General features: G+C 33.2%; 19 protein-coding genes. All 19 read right to left on the reverse strand.

The features are described 5' to 3' along the window. The 19 genes from C7J89_RS09850 to ftsL all read right to left on the reverse strand — a co-directional run bounded on the left by C7J89_RS09850 (position 1) and on the right by ftsL (position 20,692). Positions 1–897, reverse strand: coding sequence for an aspartate carbamoyltransferase catalytic subunit (locus C7J89_RS09850; RefSeq protein WP_103295529.1), 897 nt, complete (start codon positions 895–897; stop codon positions 1–3). A 29-nt stretch (positions 898–926) separates the two neighbouring features. Beyond that, a complete protein-coding gene (locus C7J89_RS09855) occupies positions 927–2,225 on the reverse strand; it encodes a uracil-xanthine permease family protein (protein WP_103295530.1) in 1,299 nt (432 codons plus the stop codon). A gap of 191 nt (positions 2,226–2,416) precedes the next feature. Further along, a complete protein-coding gene (gene pyrR, locus C7J89_RS09860) occupies positions 2,417–2,944 on the reverse strand; it encodes a bifunctional pyr operon transcriptional regulator/uracil phosphoribosyltransferase PyrR (protein WP_103295531.1) in 528 nt (175 codons plus the stop codon). 345 nt (positions 2,945–3,289) lie between these two features. Next, complete coding sequence (locus C7J89_RS09865; RefSeq protein ID WP_061854897.1) at positions 3,290–4,207, reverse strand: RluA family pseudouridine synthase; 918 nt, start codon at positions 4,205–4,207, stop codon at positions 3,290–3,292. 13 nt (positions 4,208–4,220) lie between these two features. After that, entirely contained in the window at positions 4,221–4,697 is a 477-nt protein-coding gene (gene lspA / locus C7J89_RS09870) for a signal peptidase II (protein ID WP_103295532.1), read from the reverse strand. A gap of 205 nt (positions 4,698–4,902) precedes the next feature. Next, positions 4,903–7,653, reverse strand: coding sequence for an isoleucine--tRNA ligase (ileS, locus tag C7J89_RS09875; RefSeq protein WP_106884409.1), 2,751 nt, complete (start codon positions 7,651–7,653; stop codon positions 4,903–4,905). 229 nt (positions 7,654–7,882) lie between these two features. Further along, complete coding sequence (locus C7J89_RS09880; RefSeq protein ID WP_103294782.1) at positions 7,883–8,506, reverse strand: DivIVA domain-containing protein; 624 nt, start codon at positions 8,504–8,506, stop codon at positions 7,883–7,885. A 99-nt stretch (positions 8,507–8,605) separates the two neighbouring features. Further along, positions 8,606–9,376 carry a YlmH family RNA-binding protein gene (locus C7J89_RS09885; RefSeq protein ID WP_170066462.1) on the reverse strand — a complete coding sequence of 257 codons (771 nt, stop codon included), beginning with the start codon at positions 9,374–9,376 and terminating at the stop codon, positions 8,606–8,608. 84 nt (positions 9,377–9,460) lie between these two features. Further along, the gene (locus tag C7J89_RS09890) at positions 9,461–9,751 is read right to left on the reverse strand and encodes a YggT family protein (RefSeq protein ID WP_103294784.1); all 291 of its coding nucleotides are present in this window, start codon (positions 9,749–9,751) and stop codon (positions 9,461–9,463) included. A gap of 13 nt (positions 9,752–9,764) precedes the next feature. After that, the gene (locus tag C7J89_RS09895; RefSeq protein ID WP_103294785.1) at positions 9,765–10,352 is read right to left on the reverse strand and encodes a cell division protein SepF; all 588 of its coding nucleotides are present in this window, start codon (positions 10,350–10,352) and stop codon (positions 9,765–9,767) included. A 5-nt stretch (positions 10,353–10,357) separates the two neighbouring features. Next, positions 10,358–11,032, reverse strand: coding sequence for a YggS family pyridoxal phosphate-dependent enzyme (locus C7J89_RS09900; RefSeq protein WP_103294786.1), 675 nt, complete (start codon positions 11,030–11,032; stop codon positions 10,358–10,360). A 16-nt stretch (positions 11,033–11,048) separates the two neighbouring features. Further along, positions 11,049–11,837 carry a peptidoglycan editing factor PgeF gene (gene pgeF / locus C7J89_RS09905; RefSeq protein ID WP_061854905.1) on the reverse strand — a complete coding sequence of 263 codons (789 nt, stop codon included), beginning with the start codon at positions 11,835–11,837 and terminating at the stop codon, positions 11,049–11,051. Positions 11,838–12,003: 166 nt separating this feature from the next. Beyond that, entirely contained in the window at positions 12,004–13,170 is a 1,167-nt protein-coding gene (gene ftsZ, locus C7J89_RS09910) for a cell division protein FtsZ (RefSeq protein WP_103294787.1), read from the reverse strand. Between the two features lie 29 nt (positions 13,171–13,199). Next, entirely contained in the window at positions 13,200–14,630 is a 1,431-nt protein-coding gene (gene ftsA / locus C7J89_RS09915) for a cell division protein FtsA (protein ID WP_061854907.1), read from the reverse strand. A 104-nt stretch (positions 14,631–14,734) separates the two neighbouring features. Then, the gene (locus C7J89_RS09920) at positions 14,735–15,622 is read right to left on the reverse strand and encodes a cell division protein FtsQ/DivIB (RefSeq protein WP_103294788.1); all 888 of its coding nucleotides are present in this window, start codon (positions 15,620–15,622) and stop codon (positions 14,735–14,737) included. Between the two features lie 14 nt (positions 15,623–15,636). Continuing rightward, a complete protein-coding gene (gene murD, locus C7J89_RS09925) occupies positions 15,637–16,986 on the reverse strand; it encodes a UDP-N-acetylmuramoyl-L-alanine--D-glutamate ligase (RefSeq protein ID WP_103294789.1) in 1,350 nt (449 codons plus the stop codon). 1 nt (position 16,987) lies between these two features. After that, positions 16,988–17,953: a phospho-N-acetylmuramoyl-pentapeptide-transferase gene (gene mraY / locus C7J89_RS09930; RefSeq protein WP_103294790.1), complete on the reverse strand. Its 966-nt coding sequence runs from the start codon at positions 17,951–17,953 to the stop codon at positions 16,988–16,990. Between the two features lie 149 nt (positions 17,954–18,102). Beyond that, complete coding sequence (locus C7J89_RS09935) at positions 18,103–20,313, reverse strand: penicillin-binding protein (protein ID WP_103294791.1); 2,211 nt, start codon at positions 20,311–20,313, stop codon at positions 18,103–18,105. Beyond that, positions 20,294–20,692 (reverse strand): cell division protein FtsL, encoded by a 399-nt coding sequence (gene ftsL, locus C7J89_RS09940; protein ID WP_061854912.1) that lies wholly within the window; start codon positions 20,690–20,692, stop codon positions 20,294–20,296. The genes C7J89_RS09935 and ftsL overlap by 20 nt, the downstream gene beginning before the upstream one ends. Positions 20,693–20,701: the final 9 nt, after the last annotated feature.

Consider the following 20,701-nt stretch of genomic DNA (forward strand, 5'->3'; position numbering starts at 1 on the left):
TTATTGTTCCCCTTTCGTTTGTAAAACTGCATCTATAACTGCCATACGTAAATACATACCGTTTTGCATTTGTTGGAAAATGCGAGACTTCGGTGCTTCAACTAATGAACTATCTATTTCTACTCCTCTATTAACAGGAGCTGGATGCATCACAATCGCTTGTTGTTTTAATCGATTATAACGTTCAACCGTTAAACCATAAAGTTTATGATAATCATTTGATTCAAAGGATAAAACTTCATCATTATTATGGCGTTCATGTTGTACTCTCAACAACATGACAATGTCTACTTCTTCAATAACATCATCTATATCGACATATGGTGCTTCCAAAGTATCGTCCTTCCAAGAATCAGGGCTAGAGAACATTACATTTGCACCTAACGCACGTAGACTATAGTAATTACTTCTAGCCACACGAGAATTTTTGATGTCGCCACAGATCACAATGTTTAAACCTTTAAACGATTCGAAAGATTCATAAATAGTCATTAGATCAAGTAAACTTTGTGTCGGGTGTTGACCACTACCATCGCCAGCATTAATGATAGGAATATTTATATTACTTAATTCATCATAATATGCATTTTGAAAATGTCTTATGACTAATAAATCTACACCAATACTTTCTAGTGTCTTACACGTGTCATACAGCGACTCGCCTTTTTGTACTGAAGATGTCGTTGTTTCAAAATCGACTAATTTTAAACCTAATTTTTGTTCGGCAACAATAAAACTACTTTTAGTACGTGTCGAATTTTCAAAAAATAAATTAGCTACGAATTGATTACTGTATTGTGGTGTTGTAATATTGTGTGCTTTATATTTACAAGCTTGTTGAATAAGATGAAAAATTTCATCCGTTGTGAGATGTTCCATAGATAATAATTGTTGCATCTTCGGCCTCCTAGTTTACTTTGATTACCTTACGTTGATTGCTTTGGCAAAATTAAGTTCAATATGATACCAGCCAATGCAGCTAACGCCATACCTTCTATTTGTAAATTTACGCCAATCGGTTTGAGATTCAGCATTAGATTGCCTATACCGACAACAAGAATAACTGAAGCGATAACTAAATTACGATTTTGGGCAAAGTCAATTTCACTTTCTACTAACATACGTAATCCACTTGAAGCGATAATCCCAAATAAGAGAATTGAAACACCACCCATTACTGGTGTTGGTATGGATGAAATTAATGCCGTGAATTTTCCTACAAATCCAAGAATAATTGCTATGACCGCAGCACCACCAATAACGTAGATGCTGTATATTTTTGTAATGGCTAACACACCAATGTTTTCACCATATGTTGTGCTTGGTGGCCCGCCAATAACACTTGCGACCATTGTTGAGACACCGTCGCCTATAATTGATTTATCTAGGCCAGGATCTTTGAAGAAGTTTTTACCTACAATTTTGTTAATTACCATTTGGTGACCTATATGTTCACTAACTGTCACAAAAACAATCGGTACCATGACTAAAATTAACCCCAGATGAAACGACGGATGGTAATCTTTAAACGGTAAATAAATATCTGGCAATTGTAACCATTTGGCATTCGCTATTGTACTGAAGTTGACAATTCCCATGAAAGCAGCGACTACATAGCCAGCGATAATACCGATTAATACTGGTATTAAAGAGAGAAAGCCTTTGAAAAATCCTTGTACAATAACTGTTACTAGTAGAGTTACTAACGCAACGATCAAGTAACTTAAATTGTAACCTTTCATGTCACTTGAATTTTCATACATGGCCATGTTTACGGCCGTTGGTGCTAAACTTAATCCTATAACCATAATGACTGGTCCAACTACTACTGGTGGTAATAAACGCATTAGCCAATTTGTGCCACTCAATTTAATCGCGATACCGATGATGACATACATCAACCCACTCATGAATAAAGCCATTAACATATCGCCTAAACTATGAGAATGTAACCCACTAATAATTGGCGTTATAAAAGCAAAGCTAGAACCTAGATAAGCAGGTATTTTAGCCTGAGTAATTAATATGTATAATAATGTGCCAATACCTGAAGCAAGCAATGCTGCCGATATTGGTAATCCCGTAAGAAATGGTACTAGAACCGTAGATCCAAACATCGCAAATAAATGTTGGGTACTTAGAAACGCCCATTGACCTAATTTTGGTCTATCGCGTACATCTAATACGGGTTTGGCTGTCCTTTCAAACATTTCTTCGTTTCTCATAATTTGTCGCTTCCTCTCATAAAAAAATCTCTTTACATATTTCATGTAAAGAGACTAAAAAAGTTTATACCGCTCTAGTTAAAGAAAGTCACAATAAACTAACTCTAACGTTATGTTATAGGTATAAATGCAATCATAGAAAATTTTCTACGATTGTCCCTTTTTCAGTCTCTCGTACTGAGTTAAAAGGTTTATTCAATTACTACTGCATTTTTATTATCAATTTCTTCTAGATAGACAGAAACATCTTCATCACGAGATGTAGGAATGTTTTTTCCTACAAAGTCAGCGCGAATTGGCAATTCTCTATGCCCTCTATCTACTAACGTCGCTAAGCCAATTTTATTTGGTCTAGCATGCTGTAAGATAGCATCTAGTGAAGCTCTTACTGTTCTACCGGTATATAAAACGTCATCAATGATAACTACAATTTTATTAGTAATATCGACACTAATTTCATATGATTTGTCACCATTCGTATCGTTAACTTGTTCTAAATCATCACGAAATTGTGTAATATCAATCGTACCCGTAGGCACTTCACAAGCTTCAATCATTGCAATTTTTTGTTGAATTCTATTGGCTAAAAAAGCACCACGCGTTTTTATACCTAGTAAAACTAAATTATCTGTGCCTTTATTATATTCTAAAATTTCATGTGCAATACGTGTAACCGTTCTTTGAATAGCTGCTTCATCCATAATAATACGTTCTGACATAAGGCACACCTGCTTTCTTTAAATGTTATTAATTGTGATATAAAAAAACCTCATATCTTCAATTGAAGATATGAGGTATTCCCAGAAAAAATTTAAAGTATAAACGAGTATGAATGAGCTCTACTCAATTGGTATCTCAATATATACTTTGTGCATTTAAATACACTACTATATTAATAAATGTATATACTACATTATATAATCAATTTTCTCTTGGTTCATATCTTTGAAGTCTCTCTGGACTCTCAATTAAAGATGACCGATTCCTTATTAAACTGTCACCATTTTACCTTACATTTTATAGCAAGTCAATAAGCAGCTTATGTCGAAACCAACTATTATTCATTATGCATCAGTACGACGTAGCTCTTCTAACAATTGTGTAAATGATTCAGGTAGTGGTGCTTCTCTTTCAATATATTCATTTGTCACTGGATGATCAAAACCAATTATGCCAGCGTGTAATGCTTGCCCATCAAGGTCTAACGTTTTTCTAGGACCATATTTAGGATCTCCTGCTAATGGGAAGCCAATATATTTCATATGTACACGAATTTGGTGTGTACGCCCTGTTTCAAGTTGACACTCTATTAAAGTAAAGTTTTTAAAATGTTCTTTCACGTTAAAATGTGTAATTGCTTCTTTACCATCATCGACAACATCCATAGACTGACGATCATTTTTATTACGACCAATAGGTGCATCAACTGTGCCATAATCATGAGGAATATTGCCATGTACAAGCGCCGTATATTTACGAGTGACTGTTTTATCTATAAGTTGTTCAACTAAACTTCTGTGTGCCACATCATTTTTAGCAACCATTAATAAACCAGAAGTGTCTTTATCAATTCTATGCACAATGCCAGGTCTTACTTCTCCATTGATACCTGAAAGGTTTTTCATTTGATACATTAAACCATTTACCAATGTACCTGTATAGTGACCTGCTGATGGATGCACAACCATACCTTTTGGTTTATACACTATTGCAACATCATCATCTTCATAATAAATATCTAAATTTAAATTTTCTGGAACGATGTCCGCATCAACAATTTCCTTTTCAGTAACTTCGATTGCGTCATTCATTTTTACTTTATAGTTAGATTTAACATCCTTGCCGTTTACTTTAACTAATTTTTCTTTAATCCAATCTTGCATTTGAGTTCGTGACCATTCTGAATTCAGTTCAGCCAACACTTTATCTATTCTCTGACCTACATCAGCAGAATTATCTATTGTAAAATTATGTGTAGTCATTTAATACTCCTATCTATTTTCCCTTTTTAACATCTATTAACAGTGTAATGATAATCAATATGACACCTATCGTTAAACTTGAATCGGCAACATTAAAAATTGGAAAGTTATATCCAAAAATATATGTGTCAATAAAATCTACTACTTCGCCATGAAACAAACGGTCTATAAAATTACCTAATGCACCGGCAAACAGTAAACTTAAAGCTATTTGCATAAATAAATTATACTTCGCCTCTTTAATATAAAAAACGATTAACACGATTAAAATAATAATGGTGATGATAAAAAAGAAACTCATTTTACCACTTAAAATGCCCCATGCTGCACCATTGTTACGATGTGATGTAATATTTAAAAATCCTGGTATGACTTCAAAAGAATCACCTATACGCATAGAAGATGCAATAATAAATTTTGTTATTTGATCTAAAATTAAAATAATAATGGCGATAAATAAAGAAGTACCGATATAATACTGACGCTTCATGATTGTGCCTCCTAAATCACTTTACAACATAATATATTATAGCTTACTCATAACTATAAAAAAAGTTTGAGTTATGTTATTAAGTTTAACTTGCTTAATTTTAAATTAATTATTACATAAAAAGAAGCCATTAAATTAAAATATTTTTCAATTAAAAAACCTAGACAAACTATAAAAAGTAATTTGTCTAGGTCATTGTTTATTTTTAAACTAATGTTTTGACTACTTCTTGGCATCGAGGACATAAATGATCTAGGTCGCCTACAGAACCTAATTCTGTGCTGTAATTCCAGCAACGTTCACATTTTTCACCTTCTGCATGTTCAATACGAATATCACCGTATTGATAAGCAGTACCATTTTCAACGTTAGAAGTAACTTCAACTTGAGAAGTAATAAATAATTGTTCTAAATCTGAAAATTGTTGTAAGAATTCAGAAGGTTTAAAGTTATCATTGTCGCCGATTATAACTTTAGCTTCTAATGATTTACCAATTACCTTCTCGTTACGTGCTACTTCTAATGCACGGTTAACATCATCGCGTAATTTCATCAGTTTATTCCATTTTTCTAATAACGCTGAATCTACTTCTTCTACTTTAGGCATATGCGTTAAATGCACACTTTCTTCAGTTACGTGTGGAATATGAGACCAAACTTCGTCAGCTGTATGCGCTAAGATTGGCGCAAGTAATTTAGTCATATCAACAATGATACGATAAAGAACTGTTTGCATACTACGACGTTTATGTGCATCACGTGCTTCGATATAAAGAATATCTTTACCATAATCTAAATAGAAATTACTTAACTCAACATTAATGAAATTTTGAACTTCTTGATAAATATCAAGATAATCGAAATCATCATAATGTTCTAAAGTATTTTTTGTAAATTCTCTTAATCTATTTAATAGATATTTATCTACTTCTAATAGTTCATTTTCAGGTATCGCATTGACTGCTGGATCAAAGTCGTTAACGTTACCTAACATGAATCTTAGCGTATTTCTAATTTTTCTATAAACATCTGAAGTTTGTTTTAAGATTTCATCAGAGATACGCACATCGGCTAAGTAGTCAACACTACTTACCCATAAACGCGCAATATCTGCACCTTTTTGTTTAACGATTTGATCAGGTACGATAACGTTGCCTAATGATTTACTCATTTTTTTACCTTCGCCATCCATAACGAAACCATGGGATAATAACATTTTATATGGTGATTGCTCTCTAGTTGCTACCGCTGTAGTAATAGAAGAGTTAAACCAACCACGATATTGGTCACTACCTTCTAGATATAAATCTGCTGGGAATGATAATTCCGGTCTAGCTTCTAACACACCTCTATGAGATGAACCTGAGTCAAACCATACGTCCATAATATCCGTTTCTTTTGTAAATTCGCCATTTGGACTTCCTTCGTGAGTGAATCCTTCTGGTAATAACTCTTTAGCTTCTCTTTCAAACCATACATTTGAACCGTGTTGTTCAAATAAATCTGCTACATGATTTACTGTTTCAGAAGTCATGATAATATCGCCGTTTTCAGCATAAAATACTGGTAAAGGGACACCCCATACACGTTGACGTGAAATTACCCATTCGCCACGGTCGCGGATCATATTGTAGATACGTGTTTTTCCCCAGTCTACTTTAAAGTTTGTTTGATCAATTGCATCTAAGATATCAGTTCTTACTTTATCAATAGAAGCAAACCATTGTGGCGTAGCTCTAAAGATAACTGGTTTTTTCGTACGCCAATCGTGAGGATAACTATGTGTAATAAAGTCTAGTTTTAATAAAGCACCTTTTTCAGTTAATAAGTCAGTGATAGGTTTATTCGCTTTATCATAAAATTGACCAGCAAATTCTCCAGCTTCTTCAGTGAACACACCTTTATCATCTACAGGGCTAATTACTGGTAAATCATATTTTTGAGATACGATATAGTCGTCTTCACCATGACCAGGAGCCGTATGCACACAACCAGTACCAGCATCAGTAGTAACATGTGTACCGTTAATAACTAGAGATGTTCTATCTACAAATGGATGTTGTGTTTCTACATATTCTAACTCTGAACCTTTAAATTCTTTTTCAAGTGTAATATTTTCTTCATTCCAACCAATTTGTTCTGCAACATCACTTACTAAGTCTTTGCCAATAATATATTTTTCACCGTTAACATTATATTGACCATAAGTTAATTCCGGATGAACAGTGATAGCCACGTTAGAAGGCAACGTCCATGGTGTAGTTGTCCAAATAATAAATTTAGCGTCGTTATCGACAACGCCTTTACCGTCTTTAACGTCAAATGCTACATAGATTGATGCTGAACGTTTATCATGATATTCGATTTCAGCTTCAGCTAAAGATGATTCACTTGAAGGAGACCAATAAACTGGTTTTTTACCTTTGTAAATTAAGCCTTTATCCGCCATTTCACCGAACAAACGAATTTGAGCAGCTTCATATTCTGGTTTTAAAGTGATATATGGATTGTTAAAGTCACCTTGTACACCAAGACGTTTAAAGTCTTTCTTTTGTAGTTCAATTTGTTCTAATGCGAATTCTTCACATTTTTTTCTGAACTCAGCAACTGACATTTCTTTACGTTTTACGCCTTTTTTAGTCAATGCTTGTTCAATTGGTAAACCATGCGTATCCCAACCTGGCACGTAAGGCGCATAAAATCCTTGCATTGTTTTGTAACGCACGATAATATCTTTTAGGATTTTATTCAATGCATGCCCCATGTGTAATGAGCCGTTCGCATATGGAGGGCCGTCATGTAAAATATATGAAGGATTTCCTTCATTTTGTGCTAATGCTTTGGAATAAATATCGTTATTATTCCATTCTTCTTGAATTTTTGGTTCTTTATTTGGTAGACCTCCACGCATTGGAAAATCTGTTTTTGGCATTAATAACGTTTCTTTATAATCCATTGATTTCACTCCTTGTACTTTGCTAAAAATTTAAAACTAAAAAAGAACTCTAAGTTCAATTAACAGGGACGATTAAACCGCGTTACCACCCTGATTAACTCAACTTAGAGTTCTCTCATAAAAGTCTTTAATTGTTACATAACAGTGATATAAGCAACTTGTATATATTAGGCTCACACCACCCCTAATTCGCTGAATTATACTTCCAGTTACTTACGCGTCTGCTAAATTATTTAGATGTATCATCATCTGATTCTGAAGAAGCAACATCTTCCGCCGTAGTTTGTTGCTCGGCTTCTGCTTGTGCTTTCATCGCTTTTTCTTCTTCGGTTAAATCATTGTCGTGTAAATGATTAATATTCTCTTCTGTTACTTGTGCTGAATCTAAATCATAGTTCAATAAGTAATCCCAGTCTTCGCTTTTTAACAAGTCTAATTGTGCTTCGACTAACATACGGAAACGAGATCTAAAGATTTTAGATTGACGTTTCATATCTTCCGTTTGGAATGATAATCTACGTGATTTTTCGATAGCATCATTAACGATTTGATTAGCTTGCGCTTGTGCTTTGGCAACAGTCGCTTCTGCATCTTTTGTTGCAGCAGCTTTAGTTTCTTCACCAGCTTGTTGTGCTTGAACAAGCGCATCACTTACAGATTGATGAACATCTTTATATGATTGAATGTTCGTTTCTTTATCTTCAATTACTTGTTCTAATTGTTTTTTATCTTCTTTCAAACGTTCAATTTCAGTACTAAGTTGATCTAAATAACTTTCAACTTCAGTAGGTTCAAATCCATTTTTTACAGTTGTAAATGTTTTACTTTTAATTTCATTTGGTGTAAAAGGCATTGGATATCCTCCCTCTATAATACACTATTTTATTTAGTCAGAAAATATGCATTTTAACAATCTTACTTTATCTTTGATTACATATAAATATATTATACATTATTTAAAGAGTGTTTTGTAAGATATATGCACTTTATCTTTTTTCGTTCTGCCGCCTATGTCTGTTATCATTGCCCTGCCGTATCCTTGAACAGATATTAAATCATCACTATCAAGTTGGAAATCAACAGAGTCTATAATCGTATGATTAACTTTTACTTTTTTCTTTTCAATCAATTGTTTAGCTATTGAGCGCGACTTTCTAATGATATCTTTTAATACGACATCAAGTCTTAGTCCACTAACATTTGCTTCAAAATGCTTCCAATTCTCATTAGATTGTATCATATAATTAAATGGAATAGAATTAAGTTCAACCGTCGCACCTTTGATACGCGTTAATTGTAATATAATATAAGATTCTAATTGTTTTGTCAAAGTAAATTGAATACGTTCATTAACAATGATGTCACCTAATTGGTCACGCTCAATACCAAGTGACATAATTGTCCCTAACACATTTTGATGTTGTAACGTTACAAACTTTTGAGGGTAGTCTATTTCAATTAAGCTTATTTCAAAATCTTCTTCTTGAGGTTCAAAGTAACTTGGTGCGATGATTGCACGTTTACGCTCACTATATTGCCCACCAAAAAAAGTAACTTCTAATTCATCGAAACTTCCAATAATTACTTTTAATATATATTGTCCACGTGGATCGAGAAAATTTGTTAACACCGGTGAATACTGATCATTTGCTTGATTACATTTATCCAACAATATATCAATGATTTCATGCTCTTCTTTTCTAAAATGTTGATATATATCTATTTAAATCACTCCTACAACAACATAAAGCACCTCGCGCTACTATACGTTAGGTGCTTTACTCATTCAAATTTAAAACAACACATTTTAATATAAACTATTAAGTATAATTTCAAAAATATTTTGTAAACCTTTTTGGAATAATACTAATGCAATAATCGCTGCAATTGATGAAATATCAATCATTCCGATTGGTGGTATAATTTTACGGAAAGGCTCTAAGAATGGTTCATATATTTTAGCCAAAAATTGTCCAAATGCATTTTCTCGTGCGTTTGGTAACCATGACATAAAGAAATATATAATCATTCCAAAGTAATAAATTTGTACTAAAAGTAAAATAAAGTGAAATATAGTTGCTAATATTTCTGGACTCATTAATTAATAACCTCTATTCGCCTTGTTCCATATTTTCGATGTGATCCGTAATACTACCAGCAACTTCAACGTTATCTGGTGTACATAAGAAGATATCAGAACCTACGCGTTGGATATCTCCACCAATAGCATATACAGTACCACTTAAGAAATCTATAATACGTTTGGCTGAAACTTTATCGATACGTTGTAAATTTACTAACGTAGCACGACGATTTTTAAGTTCATCAGCAATATCTTGTGTATCAGAAAATACGCGTGGTTCAAATAAGCACATTTTAGAGCTTTCTTGCATCGTATTAAAAGTATCTTGTTCTTGATTCATATTAACAACATTCCTTGTATTGTTTTTAGGTGCACTATTTAATTGATATCTACGTTCGTTAGATTGATTACCACGTGTAGATTGTTTTTTAGGCACTGATTGAATTGAACGTTGATTATCTGTGTTGTCATAATTTGCGTGATCGTTATAATTAGTTTGAGACTGCGCTTGTTGTCTGTTTTGTTGTCTATCCGTCGTATTTTGTTGGGAAGGTTCTATTTCTTCTTCTTCCTCTTCTACTACGAAAAATCCGTTAAATAAATCTTTTAAAGCCATGGGGCTCACTCCTCTTTTCCTACAAGTTTAGTCCCAATTCTCACAAACGTTGCACCAACTTCTGTGGCGAGTTGAAAGTCATTACTCATACCCATTGATAGTTCTGAACATGGCGCATGTTTTAAATTGAGTTCATGTATTTCTATTTGTTTTTCTTTTAAGGCTTGAAACAAGTCTTTTATATAATCCTCATCATCTGTATAAGGCGCCATTGTCATAAGACCTACGACTTCAATATTTTCATAATCTTGTAAAGTATTAATAAAGTCATTGACTTCATCAAGCTTTATACCATGTTTCGATTCTTCACCAGAAACGTTGACTTGAATGAAACATTTGATTTTATGTTGTGCACGCTTGTTGATTTCATTTGCTAATTTTAAGCGATCTAATGCGTGAAAGTAATCAACTTCATTTATCACTTCTTTAACTTTTCTAGTTTGAAGTGACCCAATAAAATGAAAAATACAATCGTCAGGTAAAGCTTCTTTTTTAGCTAAAAAGCCTTCTAATCGGTTTTCACCGAAATGTTTTATACCTGCATTATATGCTTCATTAGCACGTTCTATTGTAACATATTTTGTTACTGCAATCACGTGAGGCTGTAATGAAAAACCGCCTTTCTTACTTGCTGCTGAAATTTCATTTTGGATTGCTGTATAGTTTTCCTGTACCGTCACCTAATCACCTCTTACATTATTGTCCAATAAAAGCTAGCATTCTACCAGTATTCCCTTTTTCTACTCTATAAGAGAAAAATACTGTTAATTCTTCAGACGTGGCATATTGTGTAATATAAATATTATCACTTGGCACACCTGCATTTACTAATAATAATTTATTAGCTAGCTTTAAATCTATACCATGTCGGTCATCGTCACGTGTTTCAATATATTTTGATGACTCGATCGGTAATTGTTCAAATTTTTGTTTAATATCATCATTTATTTCATACGAATTTGAAGTTGCAGGACCTATGACTACATTTAATTCTTCAAGATTAAAATCAATTTTCGTTAACATTTCCGCAACGATTTGACCTACTGTACCACGCCATCCTGCATGTGCTAATCCTATAAAATGATTTTGTTTACTATAAAAATATATAGGTACACAATCAGCATAACACATCGTTAATAATACATCAGAATCATAAGTATACATACCATCCACGCCATGTAATTCATCTGTTAATGTGTCAATATTCGTACCTCTATCGTGTTGCGTAATATGTACTACATTATTTTCGTGTGTTTGTATTGGAAAAACCCAATTTTCTCTAGGATAGTTAATAATTTCAGCAAGTTGTTCTTGATGATAAGTTATGTTACTGGGTTCATCGTCAATATATCTTGCCATATTAAAAGCGTCGTTTGGATAGGCACTCTTACCTTGCTCTCTTGTTGTTATGCCAATCGTCACATTTTCACTTTGATTATCTTCAAATAATAATACATGATTGTATTTTTTAAATTTTTCAGTCACGTTTGAAGCCTCCAACAAATTATTCAGTATTTAGAAAGCAAATTACAGTTTGATTTTTATAGTATTAAAAAAGTCATCAGATCGTTAAATCTGATGACATTAATATGGTCAGAAATGTATTCTAGCGACCATATTTATACTTATTAGTAAAGTATAACACTCTCAATTAACGTCTAGTTCTTCTAGAACGTCTTTCTTCTCTATTTCTAATGAAGCTTGGAATGTCATCTTCTTTTGTAGTATGACTTCTGGCTTCACTATTAGATTCAGAAGCTTGTGTTGAATTTGAATTAGATGAAGCAAATGAATCGTCTTTAGCAGAACTTGTTGCACTAGAACCAAATCCAGTGTTTGAAGATTTACGTCCTTGTACTGAAGGTTTGTCTTCAAATCCAGTTGCAATAACTGTCACAACAATTTCATCTTGTAATTCAGGATTAATTACAGTACCGAAAATCATGTTTACATCTTCGTCAGCTGCGTCCTGAACAATATCTGCTGCTTCTTGTGCTTCAAATAATGATAATGATTCTCCACCAGTAATATTCATTAATACGCCTTGCGCACCAACGATTGATGTTTCTAATAATGGTGAAGAAATTGCTTTTTTAGCTGCTTCTACTGCGCGATTTTCGCCAGAAGAAACACCGATACCCATTAATGCAGAACCTTGGTTAGACATGATTGTTTTAACGTCTGCAAAGTCAAGGTTAACTTCACCAGAAACTGCGATTAAGTCAGAAATACCTTGAACACCTTGGCGTAATACGTTATCTGCTTCTTTGAATGCTTCCATCATAGGTGTTGATTTATCAACGATATCTAATAAACGGTCATTAGGGATAACGATTAATGTATCAACTGCTGCTTTCATTGATTCTACACCAGCAGCTGCTTGAGTTTGACGTTTACGTCCTTCGAAACCAAATGGACGAGTTACAACACCAACTGTTAATGCACCCATTTCTTTTGCTATTTTAGCAACGACAGGAGCAGCACCAGTACCTGTACCGCCACCCATACCAGCAGTTACGAATACCATATCTGCACCTTGGATAGCATCTTCAATTTGCTCTCTAGACTCTTCAGCTGCTTTTTTCCCGATTTCAGGGTTAGCACCTGCACCCAAACCACGTGTTAATTTTTCACCAATTTGGATTTTTGATTCAGCTTTAGATAAGTTTAAAGCTTGTCCATCAGTATTAATTGAAATGAATTCAACATTGTTCATTCCGTGGTCGATCATACGGTTAACAGCGTTATTACCGCCACCGCCTACACCGATGACTTTTAGTGTCGCTAAATGATTAAATCCTTGTTCAAATTCTAACATTTATATTTCCTCCTAGTTTAAATGGCCAATCAATCGAATAATGATTTCATCAGTTTTTTAAATTTACTTTCTTCTTGTTCTTTAGGCTCATGATTGTGCTCTACATACTCATCTTCATATTGTTCTTCATGTTCGTCAGTTGACTGAGAAGATGCCGGTGATTTATGTACGTGTGCTGCTTCAGAATCATCTGAAATAGCGCCCTCCTGCTTATTTGACTTTTTCTTAAACCAATCAAATCCGCTAGATTTAGAAGTATTTTCTTTTTCTTCTGACTCAATTACTTCTTCTTCAAATTCTTCACTGCCATGATTACTAATTGTAACATAATCTAATAATTCGTCGAAAGTAATGCTACTAGAAATAGTAGAAATTGCTGAAGAAAATTCTGGTTTTCTAATTCCCATTTGAGATGGTGTATGAATTCTTACTTTTTCACTAACCATATCCTGTAATAATTCTTTAACACCTAATAAATTAGCAGAACCACCTGTAACAACAAAACCACCGTTTACTTTAGTTAAGCCTAGTTCTTCTAATACGTCAAATACACTTAAAAAGATTTCTTCTACACGTGCTTCAATTACATCAGCTAAATCTTTTTGCGTATATTGAACTTCTTCATCACTATCGATTTGGTTCACGTTGAAGATATCTTGACTTGAAGCTGAATCATAAAATGCATGTCCATATTGATGTTTAACTTTTTCAGCTGTTTCATAAGTAGTGTTAAATGCTTCAGCAACATCTTCTGTAATGTCGCGTCCAGCCATTTCTACTGAATCAGCGTCAACTAGTTCTCCACGTTCATAGAATGCTAATTGTGTTACATCTTCACCAATATCAATAACACATGCACCTAATTCTTTTTCAGTTGCAGACAATACAGAATTGTAGTTGTATGCGTCTGAGTAAACGTCTAAAACATCTACGCCACAAGACTCAACACATTTAATCATATTGATTAAAATAGATTGTTGTATTGCTATAACGCCCGCTTCAACTTTTAATGAATGTCTAGCAATCAGTTCTTTAGGGTCTGATACTTCATTGTCGCCATCAACTATAAATTTTATGGGAAATGCATTAATTACTTCAGTTTCTGGCACATCATTTTTTTCACGAATGCCTTCCAATGCACTCTCAATATGCGTACCATCTAACTCAGTATCTTCATAAAATTCTATTTCATTAGTTTCATCATAAACTTCAGTACCGATAATTGGTAATTTTAAAAACACTTCTTTAATATCTACACCTGAAGCAATTGAAGCTTTTTTAATCGTATCTTTAATTGCCTGTTTAGCTATATCAAAATCGTCTATTAAACCATTTTTTATACCACTCGTGTAGGTTTGTCCTGTACCTATCACATTTATTCCATTGTGAAATTTCTCGCCTACAATTGTTTTAACACTTGATGAACCTATATCTATACTTACATAATAATGTTCCTCCATAGATAGGCACCTCCTGACATTAACTATTCTATTTTACACTATGTTTAGTTTACAATACGTTGCCATGCTTGTGAACTATAAACACATGTATTTGTCAAAATTTTTTAATTACTTTCTTTTGAGTTCTTATTAATCTTATTTAAGGCACTTTGCAACTCATCTTTTGCCTTATCTGCTTCTGCTGTACCCTTTTCTACATCTCGATCACTATCTGATTTTGTATTAGATGATTCAGAGTAAGGAATAAATGAAGCACCTACTGTTAAATCTAAATAGCCTGATTTTTCTAATTCACCAGAGTCATTTCGTTTTAATGATTGAGACATTTGTGGGTAATATTTCATTTTGCTAGCAATCGTTTTGATATTACCTAAGATTTGCAAGTTATCCGAAGTATAAAGTTTAATTTGATTTTGCGAATTATCGCTAGGATCATATTTAATTTCAGAAATCATGTTTCGTACATTAGTTGGCATTTTAGCTAGTGCTTCAATCATTTTTTCTTGTTTCCCTTTTTTGAAGCCATCTAGTATTGGACCATCATCAGTAGATGTTCCACTGTAACTATCTAGTTGCTTGCCATTTTCTAAAATAGGGACATAATTATCTTTCTTTTTAACCAATCCTACTATTTTATATTCAGTAACTTTAACAGTCATTTTGTTAGGGAAATGTTTTCTCACTTCAGCATCTTTAATCAACTCATGTTTTTTTAAATTACTTTCAGCTTTTCTAGTGCTATAAGTGTACATTCTAGAATCCGATTTAACATTGATATATTTTTCAATCTTACTTTTGGATACGTTATCATTCCCTACTATTTTGACATTACTAATTTTACTAATAGATGTAAACATATACAGTAAAAATATTATAATCACGAATAGTAAAACACCAAAAATTGTATATTGAATTTGTTTTTGCCTTTTACGTCTTCGCTCTCGCTTTTCTTGTAAATACTCAGAGTCAAAAGTTCTTACTTTATCGGCCAAAGTTTGTCACATCCTTAAAAAGAAGGTAATTGAGCTTTAAAGCTATCAATAAATTGTTGACCACGCTCTTCAAAAGTATTGTATTGATCCCAACTTGCGCACGCTGGAGATAACAATACTACGTCATTCGGCTCTATTATATCTTGAATTTTATTTACTGCATCTTTTATATCTATAGCCTTAATTACATATTTACCTTGACTCTCACCCAATTTCACAAACTTTTCTTGAGTTTCACCAAAAGTAATCATTACACGAACATTTTCCATATATGGAATCAATTCATCGAATCCATTACCGCGATCTAATCCACCGCATAACCAAATAATTGGTTGGTTAAATGAATTAAGAGCAAATTGAGTCGCTAAAGTATTCGTTGCCTTAGAGTCATTGTAATATTTGTTCGTTTTATTAGTGCCAATATACTGCAATCTATGCTCAATACCTGAGAACGTCGTTAAACTAGCAATAATTGCATTAACAGGAACACCAGCAAGTAAAGCTGCTAAAACCGCCGCTAAAATATTTTCTAAGTTGTGCTCACCAGGTAAAACTAAATCATCAGTATGGATAATACGGAAACCTTTAAACACGATGTAACCATCTTTGATATAAATACCATCGACTTCTTGTTGTGTAGAAAAGTATAAAGTTTTAGCTTTCAAAGATTCAGATTCAATCAAATGACGTTGGTGATAGTTACAAATTAAATAATCATGCTCATCTTGATTTTTATAAATTTGCTTTTTCGCATTTTGATAATTTTCTAGTGTCTCATGATAGTCGAGATGCGCTGAATATATGTTAGTAATTATAGCAATATGTGGCTTATATTGTTCTATTCCTAATAATTGGAAAGATGATAATTCAGTAACTAGATAATCATCTTTAGTAACTTCTTGAGCTACTTTAGAAGCGACATAACCAATATTCCCTGACATTCTACCTACCAGTCTACTTTTTTGAAAAATATCGCCAATTAATGAAGTAACTGTTGTTTTACCATTTGTCCCAGTAACACCAATAATTGGTGCTTCTGATATGAGGTAACTTAATTCTACTTCTGTTAATATTTTCAATCCACGCTCTTGCGCTTCTTGTAAAATAGGTACTGTATAAGGTATACCAGGATTTTTAAAAATGATTGGTTCATTATCTAACAATGATAAAGGGTGTTCCCCACCGATAACTTTCACGCCAATATTTTCTAAATCCTTAGCATGTGAATCCTGTGACAAATCTTTTCCGTCATTGACCACTACATTAGCGCCAAGACGAGTCAATAATTTTGCTGCTTCATAACCACTTTTTGCTAAGCCTAATACTAAGACATTTTTTCCTTCTAAGCCTGTATAATTTAGCATTTTAGTGCACTCCAATCCATAAACCGATTAAACCTGTAATAAGTCCCACTGTCCAGAATACAGTTGTTACTTTACGTTCATCCCAACCTACTAATTCGAAGTGATGATGTAAAGGTGACATTTTGAAAATTCTTTTACCTGTTAATTTATAACTTGTAACTTGAATCATAACTGACAATGTTTCAGCAACAAAGACAAATCCAATAAAGATAAGTGAAAGTTCTTCATTTAACATAATTGAAATCGTAGCAAAGATTCCACCTAAAGCTAAACTACCAGTATCACCCATAAACACTTTAGCTGGGTTGAGGTTAAATGGTAAAAAGCCTAATAAAGCGAAAATCATTATTACGCAAAATATTCCAATTGAATTAGCACCATGAACAAAAGACATGATTGCGTACATTACAAAACCAATAATAGATAATCCAGTCGCTAACCCGTCTAATCCATCTGTTAAGTTTACGGCGTTTGAGAAACCAACTTGCCAGAAAATAATAAAAATAACATAAACAATTGATAATTGTAGATCAACGTTAGTGAATGGAATATGAATTCCTGTAGAGAAATTTGCTAATTGGAAAACTTGGCTCAATATGAAAAATATTACTGCAATAACAATTTGAGCTAAAAATTTCTGTTTACTTGTTAGACCTTCATTATCTTTTTTAACCACGATAATATAATCATCGATAAATCCAATCAATCCGAAACCAATAGTTACAAATAACAATAAAATAATTGGATTAGAATTATCCATGAATATAATAGCTAACACAGCAGTTACTATAATACTGATTAAAAATGTTAGGCCACCCATAGTTGGTGTACCTGTTTTTTTCATGTGGCTTCTTGGTCCTTCTTCTCTAATGCTTTGACCAAATTTCATTCTTTTTAATGTCGGTATGAGCAAAGGTACTAAAATTAAAGATATTAAAAATGCAATTATTGCGAGTAAATAAACCATATTGATCTCCTTTTTTATATTATGGGTTTTTACGTTTTGCTGAGTACAAATGCATATGTAAATTTAGTGAGACTTTGAGGTGGAATATTGTTGCTTGTTTATAATAACAACATATATTCCCCTCAAAATTGCCTCATCTAATTTATTAATTAAGAACTACTCGATTTTGAATCTCCACTTATTTTATCAGCTGAAAATTCAACTTCAATCTTATCATTCTTTTTAATTTTTTGTCCTTCTGAGGTTGATTGTTTTGAAACGAAGCCACTACCTTTAGTTGTGATTTTCACGTCAGTTAGTCTTTCAAATGCTAATACATCTTCTTTAGACCAACCTTTCATATTTGGCATCGTTAAATCTCCATCAGAAAGTAATAAAACTTTTCTGTTCGGTAAAATTTTCTTGTTGGCACTCACTGATTGTTTAGCAATCTTTTCACCAGAACCGATTACTTCAGGGTCTAATGATTTGGCGTTTAATGCATCTTCGGCATCTTGTACTGATTTACCTGACACGTCAGGCACCTTACTATATTTAACGTCTGAAGAATCTTTAGTATTTTTGTCATCAACGTTTAAATATTTCAGCGTATTTTTCATAATTGGAATAAATGCCTTACTAACACCCATTTCATAAGCTTCTTGGTCATTTTTTTGTGCTAAACTCATGCCAGCATATACAATGACTTTTGGATCTTTTTTCGGTGCATCACCGATGAAACTAACGAAATATGGATTGTCACCTTTTACATAGCCGCCACCTTTAGAATCTGCAACTTGGGCAGTACCCGTTTTACCTGCGATATCATAACCATGAATTCTATAGTTTTTCGCGTGACTATCATCACTGTTTACTACTTTATCTAATTCTACACGTACTTTTTTCGCTGTGTTTTCAGTAATTGGTTTGCCTGCATATTCCCTTTTACCTTTATAGAAAGTATGGTTACTTACTGGGTTCTTAACGCTATTTACAAACCATGGTTTAACCATATTACCTTTATTAAAGAATGCTGTTTGAGCTTGTAACATTTGCACAGGCGTTACAGTCGTAGATTGACCGAATGCAGACGTTTTTTGTTGCGCAGCATTATCCCAAGCAATACCACCACTTGCTTCACCATCAAACATACCATTAGTAGATTTACCAAAACCAAATTTTTCATACCATGATTTCATTTTATCGACACCTACTAAATCTTGTAAGTGCATCATTAATGTATTTGATGAATAAGTAAATCCAAGCGTCATCGGAATTTTACCCCAACCGACTTTGTTCCAGTCTGAAATTCTAGAGCCCATGATATCTCTATGGCCAGACATATATTTCTTGTTAGGAACGAATTTTCCTTCTTGAATCGCTGCTGCAAGACCAAATGATTTAAATGTTGAACCTGGTTCATATGTGTTTTGATATAAATCATTCGCCCATTTTTTACCAAAGTCTTTACCTGTTTCTGGGTTAAATGTCGGTCTTTGACTTGAAGCTAAGATTTCACCTGTATGTGCATCCATAACTACAGCAAATACATCTTTTGGTTTGTAATGGTCGACCATTTTGTCTAATGCTTCCTCAACGAACACTTGAATATTTGAGTCAATCGTTAAGTGTACATCATCGCCACGTTTAGGCATTTTTTCACGTTTTGTATTCGGCGCTAAATAGCCCCAAATATCATGAATATAAGATAAAGAACCTTTTTGACCGGATAAGTAGCTATCAAATATTTTTTCCACACCCATAGCGCCTTTAAGTTCACCTGTATCAGGATCTTTTTGTGCTATACCTAATAAATGTGACGCAAAGTTTCCATTAGGATAAAAACGTTCAGTTTCTGGATATAAGTTTATACCAGGTAAATTCATTTTATCTATTTTTTGCTTATCTTTATAAGTTAAATCTGTCCCTTTTTGCCCAAATTCAACTTGGAAGACTTTCTTCTGTTTCAATCGTTTTTCGATATCTGATTGAGATAAATCAAGTACTTCAGATAATTTTTTAGCTGTTTTCTTTTTATCGACAACATGCTTAGGTTTATCGCTATCCTTACTCGCCTTCTTATCGACGACAGCAACGACTTTATACCTTTCAACGTCTTCAGCTAAAACTTTACCGTTACGATCGTAAATTTTACCTCGTTCAGGTTGTTGTTGTGTGTTGACTAAATACTTTTCATTCGCTTTTAAAATTAAATCTTCACCGGAAGAATGTCCAGTTAGCATGATATATGAATATCTTAATATCAACGTAAAAAAGAGCAGTCCGAATCCAAGGATGAGTAGGACTGCCCCTATTTTATTTTGTTTTATTGGAATTTTAGGTATTTTTGGTTTTTTAAGTTTAATTTTTCGCTTCGCCATTATTACGCACTACCTTTACATTATCGTTCTTAAGGCTCATACCTTGATCTTTAGCCTTGTCGTAAATGCGTTCGTAAGATGAGTTCTTTTTAATTTCAGATTCTATCGAGCTATTTTCACTTGCTTGTTTTTCAATTTTTGTATCTAAATCTGCAATTTTTCCTCGAGTATCATACGCATCCATTTTCAAAGATAGCATATATATACTTATCAAAGCAATTATTGTTATAAGTCCTATGTATAACATTTTTTCAAACTTAGTTAATTGTACAACTACTTTTCTTTTTACCGACCTCGAACCAGGTTGGGTCGACGGTTGTGATTCTGGTATTTGTTGTGCCGAACCATTATATGGTTCGTATATCTTCTCTACAGCCACTTACAATGC

The organism is Staphylococcus kloosii, from assembly GCF_003019255.1.
GTDB classification, from domain to species: Bacteria; Bacillota; Bacilli; order Staphylococcales; family Staphylococcaceae; genus Staphylococcus; species Staphylococcus kloosii.

What these genes read in the sequence shown, in the direction of transcription:
- C7J89_RS09850 (WP_103295529.1), bottom strand. Translation starts at nt 897, where the DNA reads ATGCAACAATTATTATCTATGGAACATCTCACAACGGATGAAATTTTT.
- ileS (WP_106884409.1), bottom strand. Translation starts at nt 7,653, where the DNA reads ATGGATTATAAAGAAACGTTATTAATGCCAAAAACAGATTTTCCAATG.
- pyrR (WP_103295531.1), bottom strand. Translation starts at nt 2,944, where the DNA reads ATGTCAGAACGTATTATTATGGATGAAGCAGCTATTCAAAGAACGGTT.
- lspA (WP_103295532.1), bottom strand. Translation starts at nt 4,697, where the DNA reads ATGAAGCGTCAGTATTATATCGGTACTTCTTTATTTATCGCCATTATT.
- murD (WP_103294789.1), bottom strand. Translation starts at nt 16,986, where the DNA reads ATGCTAAATTATACAGGCTTAGAAGGAAAAAATGTCTTAGTATTAGGC.
- C7J89_RS09880 (WP_103294782.1), bottom strand. Translation starts at nt 8,506, where the DNA reads ATGCCTTTTACACCAAATGAAATTAAAAGTAAAACATTTACAACTGTA.
- C7J89_RS09865 (WP_061854897.1), bottom strand. Translation starts at nt 4,207, where the DNA reads ATGACTACACATAATTTTACAATAGATAATTCTGCTGATGTAGGTCAG.
- ftsA (WP_061854907.1), bottom strand. Translation starts at nt 14,630, where the DNA reads ATGGAGGAACATTATTATGTAAGTATAGATATAGGTTCATCAAGTGTT.
- C7J89_RS09855 (WP_103295530.1), bottom strand. Translation starts at nt 2,225, where the DNA reads ATGAGAAACGAAGAAATGTTTGAAAGGACAGCCAAACCCGTATTAGAT.
- C7J89_RS09895 (WP_103294785.1), bottom strand. Translation starts at nt 10,352, where the DNA reads ATGGCTTTAAAAGATTTATTTAACGGATTTTTCGTAGTAGAAGAGGAA.
- C7J89_RS09935 (WP_103294791.1), bottom strand. Translation starts at nt 20,313, where the DNA reads ATGGCGAAGCGAAAAATTAAACTTAAAAAACCAAAAATACCTAAAATT.
- C7J89_RS09890 (WP_103294784.1), bottom strand. Translation starts at nt 9,751, where the DNA reads ATGAGTCCAGAAATATTAGCAACTATATTTCACTTTATTTTACTTTTA.
- mraY (WP_103294790.1), bottom strand. Translation starts at nt 17,953, where the DNA reads ATGGTTTATTTACTCGCAATAATTGCATTTTTAATATCTTTAATTTTA.
- ftsZ (WP_103294787.1), bottom strand. Translation starts at nt 13,170, where the DNA reads ATGTTAGAATTTGAACAAGGATTTAATCATTTAGCGACACTAAAAGTC.